Genomic DNA, 21,093 nt, shown 5'->3' with positions numbered 1-21,093 from the left:
ATCTCTCCTTTATGATTTTTTTAATGAAAATGCAATCGGTATTTTCAATTCTATAGGTTTGGATAAGCTTGGATAACTACCGCTTAACGACTCGACAGTTTCAAGTGCACGAGCATCCAGAAGGCTGCTTCCGCTGCTATTTTCAACATTAGCCAAAACAACTTGGGCATTTTTATTTAGTTTAAAACCGATTGTGACAATACCCTCTATTTTAAGACGTCTGGCCATAGAAGGATAAACAAGAGATTTTTGTATCATTGAGCGAATAATCTGCAGCAGTGTCGGATCTACAGCTTCTTTTTTAGGTTCAACAGATACAGTTTCAGACTTTTCTAATGCCACTATTTCTTTAGTTACAATTTTGTCCTCTACTTTCTCTTTTGTTTTAGTCTCAACTGGCTTTGGAGCTGGTTTTTTAACCTCTTTGACTACTTTTTTTAAAGGATTTTTAGGAACTTTCTTCTCTTTTTTTACTTCTTTTATTTTCTTAGGTTTTGGCTCTACCTTTGGTTTTGGCTGTTCTGTTTTCTCAACTTTTTTTTCTACTTTTGGTTCTGCCAAAGCAACATACTCATTAAGTGTCACTACCATTTTCTGATTGCTGCTGCTTTGAGTTTGAGCAGGTTCTAAAAGCATAAAGATACTTGCAGCCACTAAACTACTGTGTACAAATACAGATATAAAAAGTGCAATTACTTTAGATGAACGTTTTGGCGACATTTTCTCTCCTTGTATATTTAACTATATAACGGTATATATTAAAAAACCAATTTTCTTTCATTATATACTTGAGTATATAACGGTAAAGAATTAGATACATTTTTTGTTCCATTTATATTACTCTTTCGTCACTATATACATTTTTGTATGGTTTAATCCCTTTAGTATATCCATTACAAAAACAAAACTCTCAAAGCGTGCAGCTTTATCACTGTGAAGTACGACTACATCGTTTTTATCAATAGATCTAAGCTTATCTTTAAGAGCAGATAAACTAACCTCTTTATCATTAAAAAAAAGTGTAGAATCAGCTTTGATAAACACTTTTACCTCTTTAGGCTCATGTTTTTTTTGAGCTTGTTCCGAGGAGGGAAGCTCAACTTTAATAAGACCGTAGCGGATAAATGTAGCCGTTGTTAACACCATTACCAAAAGCACTAACATAATATCGATAAATGGAATAACATTTATCTGATCGAAACGTTTTCGGGCTTTTCTACACTTAGGCATCAACTTCTCTTTTTTCAATAACTTCTACATATCTGTCATATCTGGTTATTATTATGTCCACTTTTCTCATTAAAGCGTTATACACTATGGTAGCCGGAATCGCTACAACCAGACCCATAGCCGTAGCTTTAAGAGCCAGTGCCAATCCGCTCATAATAGCCTTAGGATCTATCTGTTCAACATTGCCCATAGAATAAAAAGTTATCATGATCCCAAGAACCGTTCCAAGCAAACCTACATACGGGGCATTTGACCCTATAGTACTGATAGTCGTTAAGTTCTCCGTCAATACTGCATCTAACGTATCGCGATGATCAAACTTTTCTATTTTAACACTTGAGTAAAACATCATACGCTCAATAAACAGCCATAATGTAACAATACTCATCAGTACTAATATACCTATAACACCATAGTCAATCCATTTTTCAGCCAGTTTCATTATCTCTTCAATTTGCATCTATTTATCCTTTCTTTATATATTCATTTATACAACGCTTTACCTAAAAAACCAATACCGTAATTTATGTAACAATATTGGGACTAAAGGCTTTAGTACCCACCTGCACAACTTGACCAATTTCAAGTTTTTCTCTTTCATCTTGACTTACGACTATCTCTACAAGTTGTTGACCAATGGACACTATTGCTATATAGATCACATCAACTTTGACAATATCTAAAAGCTCACCTTCAAAAGCAAACTTGGCACTCCCTTTTGTTTTGAGAAGCACCTCTCTCGCAGTCCCGTCATTTATGATCTCGCCGTTATTTAGAACAACTACTCTGTTGGCAAGTCTGTATATCTCACTAGGATCATGACTTACCATTATTGTAGTTGTACCAAACTCCTTATGCAGTGCCAATATTTCATTTTGAAGCTTTGTGCGCATAGATGGATCAAGCGCCGAGAGAGGCTCGTCCATAAGTAAAAGTTTAGGCTTATTCATCATAGCTCGACAAAGAGATACACGCTGTTTTTGACCCCCGCTTAGTGTATTTGGAAGCCTCTCTTTTAACTCTGAGAGTTCAGTTAACTCAAGCAGATGTTCAGCAAGTTCTATATCTTTTTTTACAAATAAAAGATTCTCCAGTACACTCATATTTGGAAAAAGAGCGTAGTCTTGAAATACAAAACCTATACCTCTTTTTTGCGGCGGCATTACATTTTTGTCATCGAGCCAAACTTCATTACCAATTTGTATATTCCCTGTCGCATCCTCAAGTCCTGCAAGGATACGTAACAGTGTAGTTTTCCCACTTCCGCTACGACCTGCAAGGGCTATAAAGTCACCGTTTTGGATCTCAAGATTTACATTCAGATCCATATCACCTCTTACACCGTGGAGTTTTTTATTTATATCTATTTTTATCATAGTTAATGTTCCTTATGCCCATACATCTTATAAGATGAAACAAGTAATATACTGCAAAGAAGCGGTATCAATATTTCGTTAGAGACAACACCTAATAAAAGTGCCCCTATATACGCCCCTGCTATGGAACCTATCCCCATAACGACTACAAAGCTTTTATTTTCAAATATAACTTTAAAACTCTCATCCCTGCTGTATCTAAAAAATGCCACTAACATAGTCGGCAAAGAGATTGCTAGTGATAAACTACCTGCCAGTTTTGCATCTACTCCATAGATCAATATTATTGCAGGTATATACAGCTCACCTCCGGCTACACCTAAGATGGCTGCTACAATACCTATAAAAGCACCTGTAAAAACTCCAAATGCAAGATTGTACGACTCTTTATTAAAAAGTGCACCGTTACTCTCAAAACTAAATTGTTCAAATAGTAAAACTCCTGCTATAAACAAAAGTAAAAAAGCTATTGTTTTATACAAAATATCACTTTTTAGCTTTAGAGCAATCCCTGCACCAAACCATGCACCGACAACACTTCCCAAAAGCATAAAAACTATAATCTGAGAATATTCCATCAAAAATGAAAACGAGATCTCAGATGATCTAAATAGAAGTGAAAAACCGACAACCAGAAGGCTCATAGCTTTATTCAATATTACAGCACTAATAGCGCTGAAACTAAAAATGCCAATAAGCATAGGCAGACGAAACTCGGCACCGCCTAAACCGACAAGTCCTCCCAAAATACCGATAGTTCCACCGCCAAAAAAAGCTTTTATATTTTTCATCATATACTATACACCGACTTTTTTCATCTTGGAGTTAAATACATAAACGCTTAAAAGCACCAAGAAGCTTATGATCACCATAATCGCACTGTAGATATGAGCCGATTTATAATCCATAATCTCAACAAATTCGTATATAGCGACAGAAGCTACTTTTGTCTCTTCAGGTATACTTCCACCGACCATTAAAACAACTCCAAACTCACCTACAGTATGTGCAAACGTCACAATAATCGCAGTTAGTAAAGCCGGTTTTATATTTGGCAGAGCTACTTTAATTATTGTTTCTAATTTACCTTTTCCGCTAATATAACTTGCTTCTAACATATTTTTATTTATAGACTCAAAACCGCTCTGCAGAGGTTGTACCATAAACGGCAGAGAGTAAAAACAACTAGCCACTACAAGTCCCGTAAAGTTAAATACAAGTCTTACTCCAAATGTATCTTCAAAAAACTCGCCTATTGGAGAGTTGTGTGAGAGTGCAACAAGTATATAAAAACCTAAAACTGATGGAGGAAGCACTATTGGAAGTGCGGTTAAAGCCTCTAAAAAAGGTTTTGCACGTGAAGAAGTTTGAGACAGATACCACGCTAGAGGCACACTTAAGATAAAAAGTATAACTGTGGTGATTGCAGCTAATTTAAAAGATAGTAAAAACGGTTCTAACTCTATAACATTTAATATATCAAACATCTAAAATCTCACCTATTGAAAGTTCGCTTGCTTTTATAAAAGCCAATACTTCATCACCCTCTTTTAGATCAAGCCTTTTAGATGAAGTCACGGTTATTATAGACTCCAAAGTAGTATCAAAGTATTTTAATTTTACACTACTTAAGAGTTGTCCGTTTTCGCAAGACATTACTTTTACTTTTAAAATATTAGAGTAACTGACTTCTCCGCTGAAGTTTTTTGCTATAGCTACATGTGATGGTTTTACAACGAGTCTTACTTTGGTACCTGTTTTAATACGAGAATCGATATCTAAACTCATCATAGATAAAGTTTGGGAATTACACTCAAACTTTACTATATGCAAGCTGTCACAATTCTCTATAGAGCTAACTTTAGCTATTATTGAACTCATGGTATTAAATATCCGTAACTTTCTAAAATATCTTTAGCCTTTTTGCTAAGCATAAAGTCATAAAATGCCTTTACTTCTTTATTGTTTTGTGCATTTTTAAGTATAACTATACCTTGGTTAATAGGCGTATACAGTTTTATGTCTACCGCTTCCCAATTAACACCTTTTTTATATTTTTTCATCTTAGGTGAGTACAGTGAAGACTTTGCAATAAAACCTAAATCAGCTGCAGTAACTGCATAAGCAACTGTCTGAGATATAGATTCGGCATATATGAATTTTTTACTAACCTTTTCATATATACCTCCATTTTTTAAAGCTTCAATAGCAGCTTTACCATAAGGTGCAGTTTTAGGATTAGCTATGGCTATTTTAGAAATTTTTGAATCTTCTACAATTTTAATCCCTTTTGAGAAGTCTAGTTTTTTACTACTTAGATATGCTAATGAACCCTGTGCGTATATAACAGGTTTTGTAACGGCAATAGAATCTTTATAAAGAGCTTCAGGATATTTCATATTAGCAGCCATAAAAAGCTCATACGGTGCACCATTTTTAATCTGGGCAGTCAGCTTACCGCTACTGCCAAGTGTAACTTTTATATTAGTATTAGGATATAGTTTATTAAACTCATATTTGAGATCCTCCATTGCGTAGCTAACATTTGCAGCTACAGCAATGTTTATACTCCCTGCTTGTAATAAAGTTCCAAGTAACAAACTTCCAAGTAATAACTTTAACATCTTAATCCTTTTCTAAATTCTATTCATTGTATTTTCAAATATATAACGATATATTAAAAAAAACTACTTACCGATCATTATGTCAGAAGATTTAATGATCAGACTAACTTCCCTGCCTATTTTTATATCTAATGCTTCAACAGATGAGCTAGTTATAACCGCAACAAGCTTGTCATCGTTTCCAATATCTACTACAACTTCACTGTTAACTTCACCAATATCTATAGTGTCGATCTTACCTTTAAACTTGTTTCTGGCACTGATTGAGAGTGCATTATCTGTACTAAGTATTACAGAGCTTGATTTAAAAATAGCACTTACGTCATCGCCTACTTTAAGCTCTAACTCTTTAACCGCAGAATTAGTAATAACTGAAACTATTGTGTAACCGCTTTTTAGCTTTACATAAACCTGTGCATTTACTTTTCCGCTCTCAATAAATTCGATCTTACCGTGTATCTTGTTTCTCGCACTTATATTCATAGAAAACCTTTGTAATGATTTTAAAGTACCCTTATCAAAATCTGTATTTTTAGATAATGTTTGTAAAAATTTTTTATGTTCTTCTTGTAACAAAGTATATGTGTTGATAAGATTGTGCCCATAAGGAGTTATCTTAGCACCACCACCGCCTTTTCCGCCTGTCTCTTTACTTACAACGGCATGTGGACAAAGGTTGTTAATTGCATCTATCGCATCCCAGGCAGCTTTGTAACTCATAGGTACCATTTTTGCAGCTTTGCTTATTGATCCTGCTGTATCAATTGCTTTTAGTAAAGCTATCCTTTTTTCAAGTAAAAAAGGTACATCTGAATTAAAAAGTGTTAGAGACGAAGCAAATTCCATTTTACGACCTTAAAATTTTTAAAAATATTATCGTTATATATCTTAATATATAATGAATAGGTAAAAAAAACCGGAAGAAAAATCTTCCGGTATAAACACAAGGAATGAATGAAACTGAAAGATATTATCTTACAGCATCGAAGAAATAATCTGTTTCTCCGATATCTTTAGTTTCTTCATCAAGTTGATCAAGGATACCGTTAGTAATCCAAGTTAAAAGGTTAAGTGCACCTTTATAACCACTCATAGAATATCTATGTAGGTGGTGTCTATCAAAGATAGGGAAACCAATTCTTATTAATGGCGTTTTAGTATCACGGTAAAGCTCTTTACCATATACGTTACCAATCATGAAGTCTACAGGCTCAGTGAACAGTAAACTTCTTAAGTGCCATAAATCTTTACCAGCCCAAATTTGACAATCTTTAGCCCATTGAGATTTATCAATGATAGCTTGCATATCTTCTTCCCAACCTTTTCTTGGCGCATTATTACATAATACGTGAGTTGGAATAGCACCCATTTCAACTAAGAATGAAACCATACCTAGTAGGAAATCAGGATCACCATAGATAGCTACTTTTTTACCGTGCATATACGGATAAGAATCTTGCATAGCATCAACAAGTTGAGCACGCTCAGATTTTAATTTGTCAGAAACTTCTTTACCAGTTAATTCAGCTAATTTCATAACGAATTCGTCAGTACCAGCTAAACCGATTGGGTTACAAGTTGCATAACCTTGTTTCCATTTATTTTTAATAGTCTTAGCAGTTTGCACTGTAGAATATTTTTGTAAAGAGATAGTAGTTTCAGCATTGATTGCAGTTTTAGCTACTTCTAATGGAGTACCACCAGCGTATAATTGGTATTCACCAGCACCAGTATTCCATTGTGCTTCGTGGTCACCGATCATTACGATTTTGTCACTGAATTCAGCACAGATCTCTTTAACCTCTGCTAAAGAACCTAAGTACGGTTCGAAACCAGGGATAATATTGATACGACCTTCTTCAACAACTTTTTCGCTTCTTGCTGGGTTAAGTTGCTCTAACATAGCTTTCATCATGTTATCGTAACCAGTAATGTGGCTACCTACGAATGATGGAGTGTGAGCATATGTAATTGGTAAGTTATCTAACTCACCTTCAGCATCTTCTCTAGCACCTACAACGAAAGCATTTAAGTCATCACCGATAACTTCTGCCATACAAGTAGTAGAAACAGCAATGTGATCTGGCTTATACATAGCGTTACAGTTACGTAAACCATCTTTCATATTTGAAAGACCACCAAAAACCGCTGCAGACTCTGACATTGAATCAGATACACATGGAGTCGGCTCTTTGAAGTGACGAGTAAAGTAACTTCTGAAATATGCAACACAACCGTGAGAACCATGTACATATGGCATAGTGTTCTCAAAACCAAGAGCTGCCATGATAGCACCTAGTGGTTGACAAGCTTTAGCAGGGTTAACTGTAATAGCTTCACGAGCAAGGTTTTTCTCTCTATAATCCCATGATTTAGTCCACTCTTGAACTTCATCAACTTTAGCAGGATTGATAGAACCCATACTACTTTCAAATTGTTTTTTGTTAGCTAATACTTCTTGATACTCTTCTTTTAAGAATAGTTTCTGACCATTAACAATTTTATCTACGTCTTGCATATTAAGCTCCTACCTCTTCTTTTTCCCATGGTGCTTTAGTATGATTCCAAACTGGAGAGTTCATAGCTAAATCCATATCTTTTGCGAATACTGCGAATGCGTCATACCCGTGGTATGGACCAGAGTAATCCCATGAGTGCATTTGTCTAAATGGAAGACCCATTTTTTGGAATACATATTTCTCTTTAACACCAGCAGCAACTAAATCTGGTTTTAGTTTGTGTACGAATTTTTCTAATTCATACTCATTTACGTCATCGTAAATTAGAGTTGAACGTTCGATATCTTCTTTAGTACGTTTATAGTCATCACCGTGAGCGAACTCATAACCAGTACCGATAACTTCCATACCTAGATCTTCGTAAGCACCGATTACGTGACGAGGACGTAAACCACCAACGTATAACATTACTTTTTTACCTTCAAGTACTGGTTTGTACTTAGCGATAACAGCGTCAGTCATAGCAGTATATTTAGCGATTACAGCTTCTGCTTTATCTTGGATATCTTTACCGAAGAATTCAGCAATTTTTCTTAAAGACTCAGTAGTTTTACTTGGTCCAAAGAAGTTATATTCCATCCAAGGAATGTTGAACTCTTGTTCCATGTGACGTGAAATGTAGTTCATTGAACGGTAACAGTGTAATAAGTTAAGTTTTGCTTTTGGAGCGATTGCCATCTCTTTATAAGTAGCATCACCTGACCATTGTGCAATAACTCTTAAACCGATTTCTTCTAAAAGAATACGAGTTGCCCAAGCATCACCACCGATATTGTAGTCACCAATGATAGCTACATCATAATCAGTAGATTCAAACTCACTTCTAGCAGAAGTATCAGTCATAACTTCATCACGAATCGCATCATTTGCAAGGTGGTGACCAAGTGATTGAGAAACACCACGGAAACCTTCACAAGATACAGCGATAGTTGGTTTAGAACTTTCTTTTTTGTGTACTTTCGCAACAGCTTGAATATCATCACCGATTAGACCGATTGGACACTCAGACTGGATAGAAATACCATTGTTTAATGGGAATAACTCATCAATCTCTGTAAGAGCTTTTTTAAGTTTAGTATCACCACCGAAAACGATATCTTTTTCAGTAAAGTCAGTTGAAAAGTTCATAGTTACGAATGTATCAACACCAGTAGTACCGATATAGTAGTTACGACGACCACCACGTGAGTACTGACCACAACCGATCGGTCCGTGAGAGATATGAATCATATCTTTGATCGGTCCCCAAACAACACCCTTAGAACCTGCATATGCACAACCACGTTGACTCATAACACCTGGTACAGTTTGCTTGTTACTTCTTGTTTTGTCACAAGCACCTTTAACACCTTCTGGTGAATCTACACCTAAGTGTTTTGCTCTGTTTTTCGCAGCTTTAGCTGGATAAACCTCTAAAACTTCTTCGATAGCTTCTTTCTGTAAAGCTTCTAATGTTTCTGGACCCATATATTCTCCTTCTTCATATTTGTAGTACATTAAAGAAAATCTTTAATGTATTACATGTTTAAAGATTGGCAAAAGCCATATCTTTATATAAAATAGCTAATTACGCTACTTTAACTCTGTAAAGATTCATGTCATCTAATTTTTTACATAAATCTTTTGTTGCATCTCCATCAACAGTTTTAGAGATTTCACTGATTTGGTATTTATTAGTGTAATAAACCATTTTGAATCCATCTTTAGCTTCTACTTCAGTTGATTCAAAGAAATCTACGAACGCAGTATGAGCAAAAGTACCTGCAGGAACTTCTAAAGTTTCTAACTGAACACCTTCTCTTGTTTCACTTGTTAATGTAACAGTTTTACCTGATGCATCTACACCTTCTTCAACTTTTGCTATAACTTTATCAAAAGCTACATCGTTCCCTTCACTTGCTGGAAAATGATAACCACATACAAACATATTTTTCTCCTATGTATTTCGTTTTAATTTTTTTCTAGTATTTAAAGCTACTAGTGACTTAATAAAAGGTCAACGTATTAATTACGCTTCTTTTTGACCAATTGCACCTTCTTCAACTTCTTCGTCAAGACCGAATTCCATTAATAGGTTTTCAAGATCATCCATCTCTAGTGGAGTTGGGATAACTTTAAGGTCATTCTCTATAATTTTACGAGCTAATTCTTTATATTCCATAGCTTGATCTGAATTTGGAGAGAACTCAACAACTGTCATACGACGTAACTCAGCACGTTGAACGTGGTTAGAACGTGGTACGAAGTGAATCATTTGAGTACCGATTTGAGTTGCTAAGTTTTTAGCAAGATCATACTCTTTATCTGTCATACGAGCGTTACATACTAGACCAGCAAGACGAACACCACCAGTGTTAGCATATTTAAGAATACCTTTTGAAATGTTGTTAGCTGCATACATAGCCATCATTTCACCTGACATTACGATGTAAATTTCTTGAGCTTTACCTTCACGAATTGGCATAGCGAATCCACCACAAACAACGTCACCAAGAACGTCATAAGATACGAAATCTAACTCGTCATCATAAGCACCTTCTTCTTCTAGGAAGTTAATAGCTGTAATAACACCACGACCTGCACAACCAACACCTGGCTCTGGACCACCAGACTCTGTACACATGATATAACCCTCAGTAATTTCTGTATTATCTGGGTGGAACTCATCCGCACCTGGTTTACATACATCTTCTAATTCTAGATCTTCAACTGTACCAGCTTCAGAAGCAAGTTGCATAATAGTTGATTGAGCTTTTTCGTGTAAAACAAGTCTTGTTGAATCCGCTTTAGGGTCACAACCAACAATTAATATTTTTTGTCCGTAGTAGTGACACATTGCCGCTAATGTATTTTGAGATGTAGTAGATTTACCAATCCCACCTTTTCCGTAAAATGCGATTTGTCTTAATTCAGCCATATCGTCTCCTTGAATAAATTTGGTTTCGCTTATTACTATTACATATAGTGTTCCCTAGATGTACCATTGAAGCAAAAGAATTTGCAAATTTGTCTACAGAGCCCTATTTTAGGGATTAAAAATTTAAATCGGAGATTTTTTGTCTTTTTTTATAACAGAATATTATTTGTTTTATAAGCTGACAATTTTGCAAATTTTGCTCAAACAAAAATGTTTTTGACATACAAAAAGTGTAAATTGATGTAATTTATGTCGATATATTATTAACTCTATAGATAAAAGGATTTATCATGTTAGTTTATATATATGATTACAGGGATGACGAAGAGTTAAACGAAGAAAATGAAACTGAGGACAATCAGAGCCATGAGAGTTATGATTACGATTGTGATTATGATATAGAAAAAGATTCGTATGACTATGAGGATGTTGAGGAAGTTGTTTATCTTTAATTTTTTAAAGCTTTTTGGAACACTTGAAAATGTAAGAATGTTTTGTTTTCCAAAAGTAAGTCTTAATTGAAGTAGATTACTAATAGATATTCTTATCAAATAAGAAAAAACTTCATTAATGAATTACTTTGACTCTTCCAACATGCCCATTGGTTAATCTTACTTTTATGCCGTGTGGATGTGTTGCAGAATTTGTAAGGATATCTTTTACGATTCCGTCTGTCAATTTACCGCTTCTTTGGTCTTGCTTTAAAACGATACTGACGTTGGAACCTGATTTTATATCTGTTCTTTTTTTCCCATCCATTCTTACTTGTCACCATCTTTTTTTGAGACTTTTAGCTTGAAGACACGTGGTTTTCTCTTTGGTTGTGCAAATTTGTTCTCAGAATTACGATCATTTTTTTTATTCTCAAAGTTACCCTTTTTATTAAACGGCTCTTTTTTATCATATTTTTTCTTATTTGTAAAAGGTTTTTTGTCTTGTTCAGCTTTCTTCTTCATCCCAGATTCAGTACGGCGCGAATGATATTCTGCACGCTCTTCGTCTGTACGGAGTGTTCCGTCTTTATGATGATTACGCTGACGAGGCTTGGTAGTATCTGACGGTTTGCCAAACTTTTTCTTTTCATAGCGTGGTTTTTGAGTTTCTTGCGAGTGGTTTTTAGAAGTATGTTCAGTCTGCTTTGGAAACTCTTTTTGAACAGTTTTAACTGCTTCAAAGCCCTCTAAATATTTTTGTGTGATAGTCCGTCCTAACAAGGTTTCAATTTGGTAAAGGAGTTGTGATTCATCTTGAAACAATAGACCAATTGATAGTTCTTTTGCACATGACAAACGCTTAATGTAATGCGATGCTTGTGCTGGAAGATCAGCATGGATTATGAGGTCAAACTTTTGCTCATCAGCAACCATGATCTCATCATCGCTCATGATGGTAATGTTCTCAGCACCTTCAAGTGAAAGGTTGTTTTTATTTGAAACGGCAATGAGTATTGATTTGTTGGCATAATAAGAGATGAGCTTTGTCAACATTTCTTGCTTGTTTGCAGATTCGCAATGATACAGCCAGTGATTGTTGCGCTTGATGGTAATGGAAGACAACATGGGTTTCCTTAAAAAAAATATCTCATCAAGTGGAACAAACGAGTGTAGTATTATAGCTAGATTATTCTGAAATAACTGCAGAACATCTTATGCAAAAACCTGTAGTTTTTGGAACATAACCAATATTTAAATATTGGTTATGTATGAAGATTTATATAGGCATTACCCTTATGTTGTCATCAAGGTTTTGTTTTAGCGTACTCTCGATCGCATAAAGTGTACCTGTACTACCTGTTGAACAAGTTGAACATGCTCCAAGGTATTTTATATAGATATCATGGTGTTCACCATTTTCTTTGATATCTATAACTTCCATATCTCCACCATCCATGATAAGCATAGGACGTACATACTCTTCAATAACTGCATCAACAGCACGAATTTTTTGAACTAGGCTCATGTTATTAAACTCTGGTTTTGCATCCGGCGCTGTATTTGCAGCTTCTTGAAGACGTTCACGCTCCATCTCTTCACGAGTTTGTTTTAATATATCTACTAAATATACGTCTTTTGCTTCGTGTCCACCCGGTTCAATACAAGATTTACAAAAACCACCAGCTTTTGTAAAGTCTATAATCTCTTCTATAGTTTTTAGATCATTGATTTTTATAACATCAATCAGGTTATCCTGAGTTACACGAGCACATTCACAAATGATGTGTTCCTCTTCAAAGCTGTCCATATCTACACCTTTGTAAGTTGCAGCCGCTTTTTTGATAACGTCATATGCCATAACAGAACAGTGCATTTTTTGAGGTGGAACAGCAGGAACGTCTGGAGTATCACGCATAGCTTTTTCAACATCGATATTTGTGATCTTAACAGCTTCATCTACAGTTTTACCCATACAAAGCTCAGTCATAATATCACTACTAGCGATCGCAGTACCACAACCGAAACTTTTAAATTTACTTCCAATAATCTTATCAGTATCTTTTTCAACCGCCCAGTAAAGTCTTACTGCATCACCACAACTCTCAGCTCCAAAGTCAGCTACGATAAGCTTTGCATTCATCGCTTCAGCTTCTTCCTCTGTAATATGCCCTTGATGTTGTGGGTTATTCATTCTATCTACAACTATATTACTATACTCATCCCAAATTGATCCGCTTACTAAACTACCTTTTGCCATAACTAATATCCTTTAATTTATTTTATAATTCACTCTCATGATTTTTTGGAGTGTATGCATACGAGCTTGATATGCTACGTAAACGCTCAACTGCTTTTGTGATCTGCTCTATTGCATAATCTATCTGCTCTTCATTGTTAAAACGGCTAAGTGAGAATCTGATACCAGTATGAGCCAGTTCACTGTCACTACCAAATGCATTCATAACCGGATTTGCTTCTAGATCTTCACTTGCACAAGCAGAACCCGTTGAAGCTGCGATTCCGTTTTTGTTAAGATCCCAAAGCATAGACTCACCTTCTACACCTTTTATAGATATTAGAGTAGTATTTGGCGTACGGTTTTCTTTACCACCGATTACAATTGTGTCAGGAAGCTTCAAAATTGCATTTTCAAGTTTATCTCTAAGCATTCCAACATGGTTGATCTCATAAGCTAGAGCCATAGTGTTTGTAGCTAGGTGCATAGCTTTACCCATACCAACCATAGATGCAACATCTACAGTTCCGGCACGTCTACCATCCATCTGCTCACCACCGTGCATATATGGACTTAGTTTTACACCTTTTCTTATGTATAGCCCGCCTACACCTTTTGGTCCGTGAAATTTGTGAGCCGAGAAACTCATCATATCAACGTTCGCATCTTGAACATCAACTTTTACTTTTCCTATAGCCTGAGTAGCATCTGTATGAAAAGGTACACCTTTAGCTTTACATATAGCTCCGATCTCTTTTATTGGGAAAAGTTTTCCTGTTTCGTTATTTGCCCACATAATTGAAACAAGTGCAGTATCTTCTCTTATTGCATCAAGTACATCTTTAGCTTCGAGTACACCCTCTTCATTTACGTTAAGGTAAGTTACATCTACACCTCTTTTTTCTAAGAAGTTACATGCTGCAGTAATAGCCGGGTGTTCAACCTCACTTGTAATTATATGTTTCTTGTCCCCATCAAGAATATGATCAACCCAAGTACTTTTTATAACCCAGTTGTTTGCCTCTGTTGCATTTGCTGTGATAACGATGTCATCATCATCATCGGCATTTATACCCTCATATAAATAATCAAGTGCCTCTACCATTTTAGGGTGTGTTTTAGAAGCAAAACTGTGAAGAGAGTTTGGATTTCCATAAATCTCACAAAAAAAAGGTTTCATCTCTTCAAAAACTTTTTCATCTACTTTTGTTGTTGCATTATTGTCTAAATAAACTTCCATATATATCTCCTTAATTTATATCTTACATGAAAAACATGTCTCTTGGTCATCACATTCTGAGCATGCCGGAGCAGTCTCTAAAAGTAGATCATAAAGATATTTTTTCCATAGTGTCTCTTTTGGTTTCATTCTGCTTAGTTTTGGGAAATGTCTTTGCATATATCTTCCCATTTCCACACGACTTGCAAAACCTAAATCTTGGTACAGATGATTCATTTCTAAAGAAACTTTAGCCACACGAGGTGCTACAGTATTTTTACTATAATCATCAATTGCAAAGTGTTGTAAAAGATTTGTAACTTTAGCTTCTAATTCTTCATATTTTGTCATAATGTCATCTCCACCATTTTTCCATTTACAATTTCGCCAAATTCTACACCAAAATTGTAGCAATCAAATAGCTCCTCTTTTGTAGGTATAAGTTTAACTTTCATAGGCTGTAATGGTACACGGAACTTTAAAGCCTTTAATCTACTATTCATCATCTCAACTGCCTCACCGCTCCAACCATAACTTCCAAAACAACCTCCGAATTTACCTTTTTTCTCTAAAAGCATCATACAAGACAGAAGATCCCAAACAGGTTTTGGTACATCGCCATTAATTGTCGGTGCTCCGATTAAAATTCCAGTACTCTCTTCTAAAATGCTCAACATGTTCTCTTCATCTAATGCAGTCAAGTCATATATATTTGCAATTAAACTTTCATTTGACTCTATGCCGTTATATATACTTTCTGCCATATCTTTAGTATTTTTATAACTTGTTACGTAAAATATAGAGATAATTTTTTTACCGTGGTGTCTATCTTCTTTAGTACTCCACTTTTTATAAAGTTCTATATATTTGTTCGGATTATTTCTTATAATAGGTCCGTGAAGATTACATATAGTGTCTATATCAAGAGTCTCATATAATGAAAGTGCTTTTATAACGTCACTTTTAAAAGGTCTCATAATATGTTCATAATAATATTTAAAAGCGTAGTCAAAATCACCTACAAGATCATCAAAAACCCTGCTGTCATAATAGTGCGATCCAAATACGTCACCGCTAAATAAAACCTTATCTTCAACTAAATAACTACTCATCGTTTCAGGCCAGTGAAGATTTGGAGTACTTAAAAACTTTAATGTTTTAGACCCAAGTTTAAGCTCTTTGTTTGTCCAAACAGTTTCAAACTCCATATTATCACTTTGAGCAATCGACTTTAACATCGGTTGAGCCATTGGTGAGATAAATATTTTTGCGTTTGGAGCTTTTTTGGTTAGTTCAGGTAAGGCCCCACTATGATCAGGTTCAAGATGGTGCATCACTATATACTTTATATCTTTATAATCACACAAAGATTCAACTTTAGCAAAAAACTGATCCTGAAACTCTTTTTTAACAGTATCGAAGATGATCACACCTTCTTCTGTTTTTACAAGGTATGAATTATATGTAGTACCATTGGCAGTTTTCATAATGATATCAAACGTTCTGATATCAGGATCACTTACACCAATATAGTATATATCTTTATTTACCTTGATTGCTCCACTCATTTTAAAAGGATCCTTTTTAACCAGAGTGGAGGATTATCCATAAGTTTTTGCATAGATTTTAAAACATCTTCTATTTTTTCATCTTCGTTAGAAGCTTTCATAGGGTATGTACCTGCATACTTAACCATATTTGCAGCTTTTGGACCTATCTGTGTTACATAAACAATATCACTGTTATCAATTGACTCTATTTTATATTCAAGTTTGTCAACTTCAGCCTCATGTTTTTGAGATGAGTCAACCTCTTTGATAAGTTCATAATGTTCTTGATCTACACCATAGATATAAAACTTTTCACACCATCCAAAGTGTTCATTAACATTTATACCGTCTTTAGATGCAAAAGCTATTTTAATCATATTACATATAACCTAATGTTTTCATCTATAACTTGAGATAGAGTATCCATAATAATTCCGTATGTGCTAGTTGAAGCCATAGAACAACCTGCACAATTACCTTGATAAGCAAGTCTAATCTCAATCTCAGGATCATTAATATAATCAAGCAGTTTTATATCACCGCCGTCTTTAACAAGGATAGGTCTTATATATCTATCGATTGCATCCTCAATTACTTCTACTTGCTTCTCTATAGAGTAAGAACGAAACATACTATTTGGTTTACAAGCAGTGTTTGGTTCTTTATCTACACCACCCATTTGTGCTAGAGCCATTGGGTGACCTGTTTTTGCTGCACTTAGCATACATTCAAACCCCTCTTTTACTCCATCTTCATTTGTTCTGTCTTTAAGCAGCATAAGACCAAGTCTAAAGTTTGCACCTTGGTGATTTTTCATAACGGCACGTCTAAAGTAGTCTGCTGCCGCATCTTGATCTTCTTCAACACCAAGTTTTGTTTGATACATTAATGCTAAATTGTAGTTAGCAGAATCGTTACCGTACTCACTCGCTTTTTCAAACCATTCTCTAGCTTTAATGAAGTCTTTTTCAACTCCCTCACCTTTTAAATACATAAGACCTATATTTGTCATTGCTTGATCATTTTTGTGCTTAACCTCTTCCATCCAAAGGTTTAAAGCTTTTTCATAATCTCTTTCTCTATACGCTTTTAATGCCTCACGGTGTTCCATAAACCTTACTCCTTCTCCTGGATTTGGTAACTCTTTACCAAGTTCCAGTTGTCTTTTTATATGTTTTTCTAAATATTCATGTGCCAGTTCTATAGCCTCATCATAATCTTCACTAGCAGCTTTTACATCAAAGTCAGTAAACTGTGCCAGATAAGCATCACCTACCTCATGTTCACCTGCGAAACACTCTATTGGGTAATCAAGTGATAGGTAATACTCTAGATCTTTTGCCATTTTAACAACACTCCAACTCAACTTGTTCTAATACTAAAAGACCAGGATCATAATCATAATCTTCAAACAGATCATATATATAAAATACGTTTGCACAGATTAGATAAAGTGTATCGTGATCATTTGTCGGTTTTCTAAACTCTTCTCTGTAGTTATCAGGTATTTTATCCATAAATCTTACCCAAAGTTCATTTTTTGATTCTGGTTCTAATTTAAATAAATCATTCATAGCATCTAAAACTAATGCTGCATTCTCATAACAATCTATATTGTTAAAAGTTATATATCTGTCTCTCTCTTGTTCTTGTGCCATTTTTTAACCTTCACAACCACATTGGCATGAACTACCATTACCCGGATCAAGTAACTCTTTGTAGTTACTCTCATCAAGTTTTATAAGTTGCCCGCTCTTTTTTAACTCATGAGCCTGAGAAACTTCCAAATCTGTATGTTCAGCTGTAAATACATCCATATTGTTTTTTACAAAAGATTTATATACACCCTCGCCCATATGGTAGAAAATTGTAGATGTTACACCATGTTCTTTTAGAAAATCTGCACTTGCAGGTCCGTCACCTTTTACAGCGTTTTCTATTACTTTAAAATCTTCACCGTCATAAAGCCCAAAATATGGAGCTTTTCCGAAAAGTTGAGAAATTATTGTTGAGTTTTTTTCATCTAATGGTATTGCTAACATCTATCTATCCTTCTAAAAATATACTAGTAAATATACATTATCTGTTCCCTAAAATATTATGTAGAATTTATGGAATAATATATGTATAGATATAATATATATAAATATGATATGGAGTGGTTATCATGGTAAATAGAAAATTAATTCGTGAACTGTTAAATGAATCGGCATGTTCACATAATGATAAAAAGAAAAGTTCATGTGATAAACCAAAACCTGGTGCTACTAGCGGTGGATGTGCTTTTGAAGGTGCTCAAATTGCACTTTTTCCATACGCTGATGCTGTGCATTTAGTTCATGCACCTGCTACTTGTCAGGGGGCTTCTTGGGAGACAAGAGCTACACCTACTAGTTATAAGGGTGAGAACAACACTGTGACTGGTTACTATACTGATGTAACTACAAACGATGTTATATTCGGTGGAGATCAAAAACTTGAAGATTCTATAGAGTATGTAATAAAACATAAAAATCCAAAAGCTGTATTTGTATATGAAACCTGTGTAACTGCAATGATCGGTGATGATATGGATAACGTATGTAAACGTATGCAAGAAAAACACGGTTTACCTATAGTAGTTGTACATTCACCTGGTTTTGTAGGTAGTAAAAACCTTGGAAGCCGTCTTGGCGGTGAAGCAGTTCTAAGTCAGTTGATAGGTACTCGTGAACCTGAAGAGATACACCCGTTTGGTATAAATCTGATTGGCGAGTACAACGTAACGGGTGATATGTGGCAGTACACTCCTATACTAGAGAAAATAGGGATTAAAGTAGTTTCAACTCTAGCTGGTGATGGTCGTATAGAAGATATACAAACTGCACATACTGCTAAACTGAATGTAATTGTTTGTGCAAAATCTTTAGTGACACTAACTCGCAAAATGCAGGAAAAGTACAACATACCTTACATTTCTGTATCTTTTTACGGAAAGCGTGATACTACAAATGCAATCCGCTCGATTGTAAATGCATTTGGTGATGAAGAGCTTTCAAAAAGAGCAGATAAAATTATTGCAGAGGAAGAAGCAAAACTAGAAGAGAGACTAATTCCATACAGAAAAATACTTGATGGTAAAAAAGCTATCTTAAATACGGGTGGAAATAAATCTTGGTCTATAGCATCTGCACTGCAAGATATTGGAATTGAAGTGGTAGCTACAAGTGTTCGTAAAGCTACACTTGAAGATGTTGAGATCGCAAAACAATATGTAGATATACTTATGAAAGTTCCCGCAAATGAGCAAGGTCCACTTATAGATGAACACAAAGTAGACATACTACTAGCAGGTGGTAGAAGTTTATATACAGCTATTAAGAAAAAAGTAGCCTTTGTTGATGTAAACCAAGAGAAAAAAGTAAGTTACGGAGCTTACGGTGGACTTGAAAACTTAGCAAAAGATGTATGTGCAGCCGTTAACAACCCTGTATTTAAAGTTGTAGGTGAAGCTGCACCTTGGGAGTAGTAACTTTTAGTAAAGTGTGAAATTATTTTGGAGCGATACGAGATTATTTTCTTTTAATTCTCTTATCGTTTGAACTAACTGCTTTGCTTTTTCCTCCTCTTGTGAAATCAATGATTGTGCCTGCAAGTTAAAACTATCCATATTTGCATCTAAATAACCTGTATCAAACTTACCTTCTTTAAAATCATTGTCTCTGACAATCTCTCTATGAAGCGGTATATTTGTTTTAAATCCTTCTATATGAAATTCATCCAATGCACGTCTAGCTTTAGCAACAGCACCTTCCCAGTCAAGTGCCCAAACAATAAGCTTTCCAACCATAGAATCATAGCAAGTCGGCAGTTCATAACCACTATACAAACTAGTATCTAGCCTAACACCTGGACCACCAGGAGTTAGATATTTTTGTACAGTACCGGTTGTAGGGAAAAAGTTATTTTGCGGATCTTCAGAGTTTATTCTAAATTCAATTGCATATCCACGAAAGCTTATCTGCTCTTGAGAATATTTTAACTTGTCACCTGCGGCTATCTCTATCATACGCTGAATAATATCTATACCCGATACTATCTCAGTTACAGGGTGTTCAACTTGAACTCTGGTATTCATCTCTATAAAATATATATTATCTTTCTCATCAAGTAAAAACTCAACTGTTCCTACACTCTCATAACCTAGTTTTTTCATAGCATTTATAGAAACTTCACATAATTTTTCTCTAACTTCACTATTTAAAAGCGGAGATGGAGTTATCTCAATTACCTTTTGATGACGTCTTTGAATAGAACAATCCCTTTCCCCTAAATGTACAACGTTTCCATATTTGTCAGCTACAACCTGGATCTCTATATGTCTAGGGTTTTGAACATACTTTTCTATAAATACATCACCTTTACCAAAATATTTTAATGATTCATTTGTAGCCGAATCAAACATATCTGAAAACTGATCTGCAAAATGAACTATTCTCATTCCGCGTCCCCCGCCTCCAAATGCTGCTTTTATGATGATCGGATATCCTATTTCCTGAGCTATTTTTTTACCCTCTTCTTTATCTATAATTGGCGTATCAGTACCTTCAAGAACAGGAACTCCAACTCTTTTCATAGCTACCTTTGAAGCCATTTTATCACCAAAGAGTTCTATGTGTGCCGGTTTTGGTCCTATAAATATTAAACCATTTTCTAAACAAGCCTGTGCAAACTCTGCACTTTCAGATAAAAATCCGTAACCAGGATGAATAGCATCACAACCTGCTTTTTTTGCTATATCTATTATTTTATTATAGTTTAGATAAGCGTTTACACTATTACCGACTATGGGATAACATTCATCTGCTTTTGCAACCCATACACCATTTACATCTGCTTCAGAAAAAACAACTACCGATTTTATCTCAAGCTCTTTACATGCTCTTATTATTCTTAGAGCTATCTCACCGCGATTTGCAACCAAAACTTTAGATATTCTTTCCATAATC

Annotated in this window: 26 protein-coding genes; 2 read left to right on the top strand and 24 right to left on the bottom strand. The window is 35.1% G+C overall.

Going from position 1 to position 21,093, the window contains the following annotated elements; translation table 11 throughout:
* Positions 1 to 9: 9 nt before the first annotated feature.
* From ABZA65_RS09530 to nifH, 13 genes are all read right to left on the bottom strand, one after another.
* A complete protein-coding gene (locus tag ABZA65_RS09530; protein ID WP_373073037.1) occupies positions 10 to 720 on the bottom strand; it encodes an energy transducer TonB in 711 nt (236 codons plus the stop codon).
* Between the two features lie 117 nt (positions 721 to 837).
* On the bottom strand, positions 838 to 1,230 hold the full coding sequence (exbD, locus tag ABZA65_RS09525; protein WP_373073036.1) for a TonB system transport protein ExbD: 393 nt from the start codon (positions 1,228 to 1,230) through the stop codon (positions 838 to 840).
* Positions 1,223 to 1,672 (bottom strand): TonB-system energizer ExbB, encoded by a 450-nt coding sequence (gene exbB, locus ABZA65_RS09520; RefSeq protein ID WP_373073164.1) that lies wholly within the window; start codon positions 1,670 to 1,672, stop codon positions 1,223 to 1,225. Before exbB ends, exbD begins: the two co-directional genes overlap by 8 nt.
* An 82-nt stretch (positions 1,673 to 1,754) precedes the next feature.
* Positions 1,755 to 2,606: an ABC transporter ATP-binding protein gene (locus ABZA65_RS09515; RefSeq protein ID WP_373073034.1), complete on the bottom strand. Its 852-nt coding sequence runs from the start codon at positions 2,604 to 2,606 to the stop codon at positions 1,755 to 1,757.
* A gap of 2 nt (positions 2,607 to 2,608) precedes the next feature.
* Positions 2,609 to 3,397, bottom strand: coding sequence for a sulfite exporter TauE/SafE family protein (locus tag ABZA65_RS09510; RefSeq protein ID WP_373073032.1), 789 nt, complete (start codon positions 3,395 to 3,397; stop codon positions 2,609 to 2,611).
* A 6-nt stretch (positions 3,398 to 3,403) separates the two neighbouring features.
* Complete coding sequence (gene modB / locus ABZA65_RS09505; RefSeq protein ID WP_373073030.1) at positions 3,404 to 4,093, bottom strand: molybdate ABC transporter permease subunit; 690 nt, start codon at positions 4,091 to 4,093, stop codon at positions 3,404 to 3,406.
* Complete coding sequence (locus ABZA65_RS09500; protein ID WP_373073027.1) at positions 4,086 to 4,487, bottom strand: molybdopterin-binding protein; 402 nt, start codon at positions 4,485 to 4,487, stop codon at positions 4,086 to 4,088. Before ABZA65_RS09500 ends, modB begins: the two co-directional genes overlap by 8 nt.
* Positions 4,484 to 5,230 carry a molybdate ABC transporter substrate-binding protein gene (modA, locus tag ABZA65_RS09495; RefSeq protein WP_373073025.1) on the bottom strand — a complete coding sequence of 249 codons (747 nt, stop codon included), beginning with the start codon at positions 5,228 to 5,230 and terminating at the stop codon, positions 4,484 to 4,486. The genes ABZA65_RS09500 and modA overlap by 4 nt, the downstream gene beginning before the upstream one ends.
* 63 nt (positions 5,231 to 5,293) lie before the next feature.
* On the bottom strand, positions 5,294 to 6,076 hold the full coding sequence (locus tag ABZA65_RS09490; RefSeq protein WP_373073023.1) for a TOBE domain-containing protein: 783 nt from the start codon (positions 6,074 to 6,076) through the stop codon (positions 5,294 to 5,296).
* Positions 6,077 to 6,200: 124 nt separating this feature from the next.
* Positions 6,201 to 7,748, bottom strand: coding sequence for a nitrogenase molybdenum-iron protein subunit beta (nifK, locus tag ABZA65_RS09485; protein ID WP_373073021.1), 1,548 nt, complete (start codon positions 7,746 to 7,748; stop codon positions 6,201 to 6,203).
* Between the two features lies 1 nt (position 7,749).
* Entirely contained in the window at positions 7,750 to 9,216 is a 1,467-nt protein-coding gene (gene nifD, locus ABZA65_RS09480; RefSeq protein ID WP_373073019.1) for a nitrogenase molybdenum-iron protein alpha chain, read from the bottom strand.
* A 100-nt stretch (positions 9,217 to 9,316) separates the two neighbouring features.
* Positions 9,317 to 9,676 (bottom strand): hypothetical protein, encoded by a 360-nt coding sequence (locus ABZA65_RS09475; RefSeq protein WP_373073017.1) that lies wholly within the window; start codon positions 9,674 to 9,676, stop codon positions 9,317 to 9,319.
* Positions 9,677 to 9,757: 81 nt separating this feature from the next.
* Positions 9,758 to 10,666 carry a nitrogenase iron protein gene (gene nifH, locus ABZA65_RS09470; RefSeq protein ID WP_373073015.1) on the bottom strand — a complete coding sequence of 303 codons (909 nt, stop codon included), beginning with the start codon at positions 10,664 to 10,666 and terminating at the stop codon, positions 9,758 to 9,760.
* Between the two features lie 290 nt (positions 10,667 to 10,956).
* Between nifH and ABZA65_RS09465 the strand changes: the two genes are divergently transcribed.
* Complete coding sequence (locus ABZA65_RS09465) at positions 10,957 to 11,118, top strand: hypothetical protein (RefSeq protein ID WP_373073013.1); 162 nt, start codon at positions 10,957 to 10,959, stop codon at positions 11,116 to 11,118.
* Between the two features lie 115 nt (positions 11,119 to 11,233).
* Here ABZA65_RS09465 and ABZA65_RS09460 read toward each other — a convergent pair whose 3' ends face one another.
* From ABZA65_RS09460 to ABZA65_RS09415, 10 genes are all read right to left on the bottom strand, one after another.
* Positions 11,234 to 11,425: a YwbE family protein gene (locus tag ABZA65_RS09460; protein ID WP_373073011.1), complete on the bottom strand. Its 192-nt coding sequence runs from the start codon at positions 11,423 to 11,425 to the stop codon at positions 11,234 to 11,236.
* A gap of 2 nt (positions 11,426 to 11,427) precedes the next feature.
* Positions 11,428 to 12,225 carry a hypothetical protein gene (locus tag ABZA65_RS09455; protein ID WP_373073009.1) on the bottom strand — a complete coding sequence of 266 codons (798 nt, stop codon included), beginning with the start codon at positions 12,223 to 12,225 and terminating at the stop codon, positions 11,428 to 11,430.
* 151 nt (positions 12,226 to 12,376) lie between these two features.
* Complete coding sequence (locus ABZA65_RS09450) at positions 12,377 to 13,357, bottom strand: iron-sulfur cluster assembly scaffold protein (protein ID WP_373073007.1); 981 nt, start codon at positions 13,355 to 13,357, stop codon at positions 12,377 to 12,379.
* Positions 13,358 to 13,379: 22 nt separating this feature from the next.
* Positions 13,380 to 14,576: a NifS family cysteine desulfurase gene (locus ABZA65_RS09445; RefSeq protein WP_373073004.1), complete on the bottom strand. Its 1,197-nt coding sequence runs from the start codon at positions 14,574 to 14,576 to the stop codon at positions 13,380 to 13,382.
* A gap of 15 nt (positions 14,577 to 14,591) precedes the next feature.
* Complete coding sequence (locus ABZA65_RS09440; RefSeq protein ID WP_373073002.1) at positions 14,592 to 14,906, bottom strand: nitrogen fixation protein NifQ; 315 nt, start codon at positions 14,904 to 14,906, stop codon at positions 14,592 to 14,594.
* Positions 14,903 to 16,123, bottom strand: a complete 1,221-nt coding sequence (locus ABZA65_RS09435) for an FprA family A-type flavoprotein (protein WP_373073000.1) — start codon at positions 16,121 to 16,123, stop codon at positions 14,903 to 14,905. The genes ABZA65_RS09440 and ABZA65_RS09435 overlap by 4 nt, the downstream gene beginning before the upstream one ends.
* Entirely contained in the window at positions 16,120 to 16,482 is a 363-nt protein-coding gene (locus ABZA65_RS09430) for a NifB/NifX family molybdenum-iron cluster-binding protein (protein WP_373072998.1), read from the bottom strand. The genes ABZA65_RS09435 and ABZA65_RS09430 overlap by 4 nt, the downstream gene beginning before the upstream one ends.
* Positions 16,479 to 17,450 (bottom strand): NifU family protein, encoded by a 972-nt coding sequence (locus ABZA65_RS09425; protein ID WP_373072996.1) that lies wholly within the window; start codon positions 17,448 to 17,450, stop codon positions 16,479 to 16,481. The genes ABZA65_RS09430 and ABZA65_RS09425 overlap by 4 nt, the downstream gene beginning before the upstream one ends.
* Position 17,451: 1 nt before the next feature.
* On the bottom strand, positions 17,452 to 17,763 hold the full coding sequence (gene cowN / locus ABZA65_RS09420; RefSeq protein WP_373072994.1) for a N(2)-fixation sustaining protein CowN: 312 nt from the start codon (positions 17,761 to 17,763) through the stop codon (positions 17,452 to 17,454).
* Between the two features lie 3 nt (positions 17,764 to 17,766).
* Entirely contained in the window at positions 17,767 to 18,147 is a 381-nt protein-coding gene (locus ABZA65_RS09415) for a NifB/NifX family molybdenum-iron cluster-binding protein (RefSeq protein WP_373072992.1), read from the bottom strand.
* A 125-nt stretch (positions 18,148 to 18,272) separates the two neighbouring features.
* On the opposite strand from ABZA65_RS09415, the gene nifE reads away from it, so the two are divergent.
* Positions 18,273 to 19,613, top strand: a complete 1,341-nt coding sequence (nifE, locus tag ABZA65_RS09410; RefSeq protein ID WP_373072990.1) for a nitrogenase iron-molybdenum cofactor biosynthesis protein NifE — start codon at positions 18,273 to 18,275, stop codon at positions 19,611 to 19,613.
* 6 nt (positions 19,614 to 19,619) lie between these two features.
* Here nifE and ABZA65_RS09405 read toward each other — a convergent pair whose 3' ends face one another.
* Positions 19,620 to 21,089 carry an acetyl/propionyl/methylcrotonyl-CoA carboxylase subunit alpha gene (locus tag ABZA65_RS09405; protein WP_373072988.1) on the bottom strand — a complete coding sequence of 490 codons (1,470 nt, stop codon included), beginning with the start codon at positions 21,087 to 21,089 and terminating at the stop codon, positions 19,620 to 19,622.
* Positions 21,090 to 21,093 lie beyond the last annotated feature (4 nt).

The organism is Sulfurimonas sp. (genome assembly GCF_041583195.1).
Lineage (GTDB): Bacteria > Campylobacterota > Campylobacteria > Campylobacterales > Sulfurimonadaceae > Sulfurimonas.
Note: the sequence above shows the minus strand (reverse complement) of the source record. Positions and strands in the feature narration are given on the sequence as shown.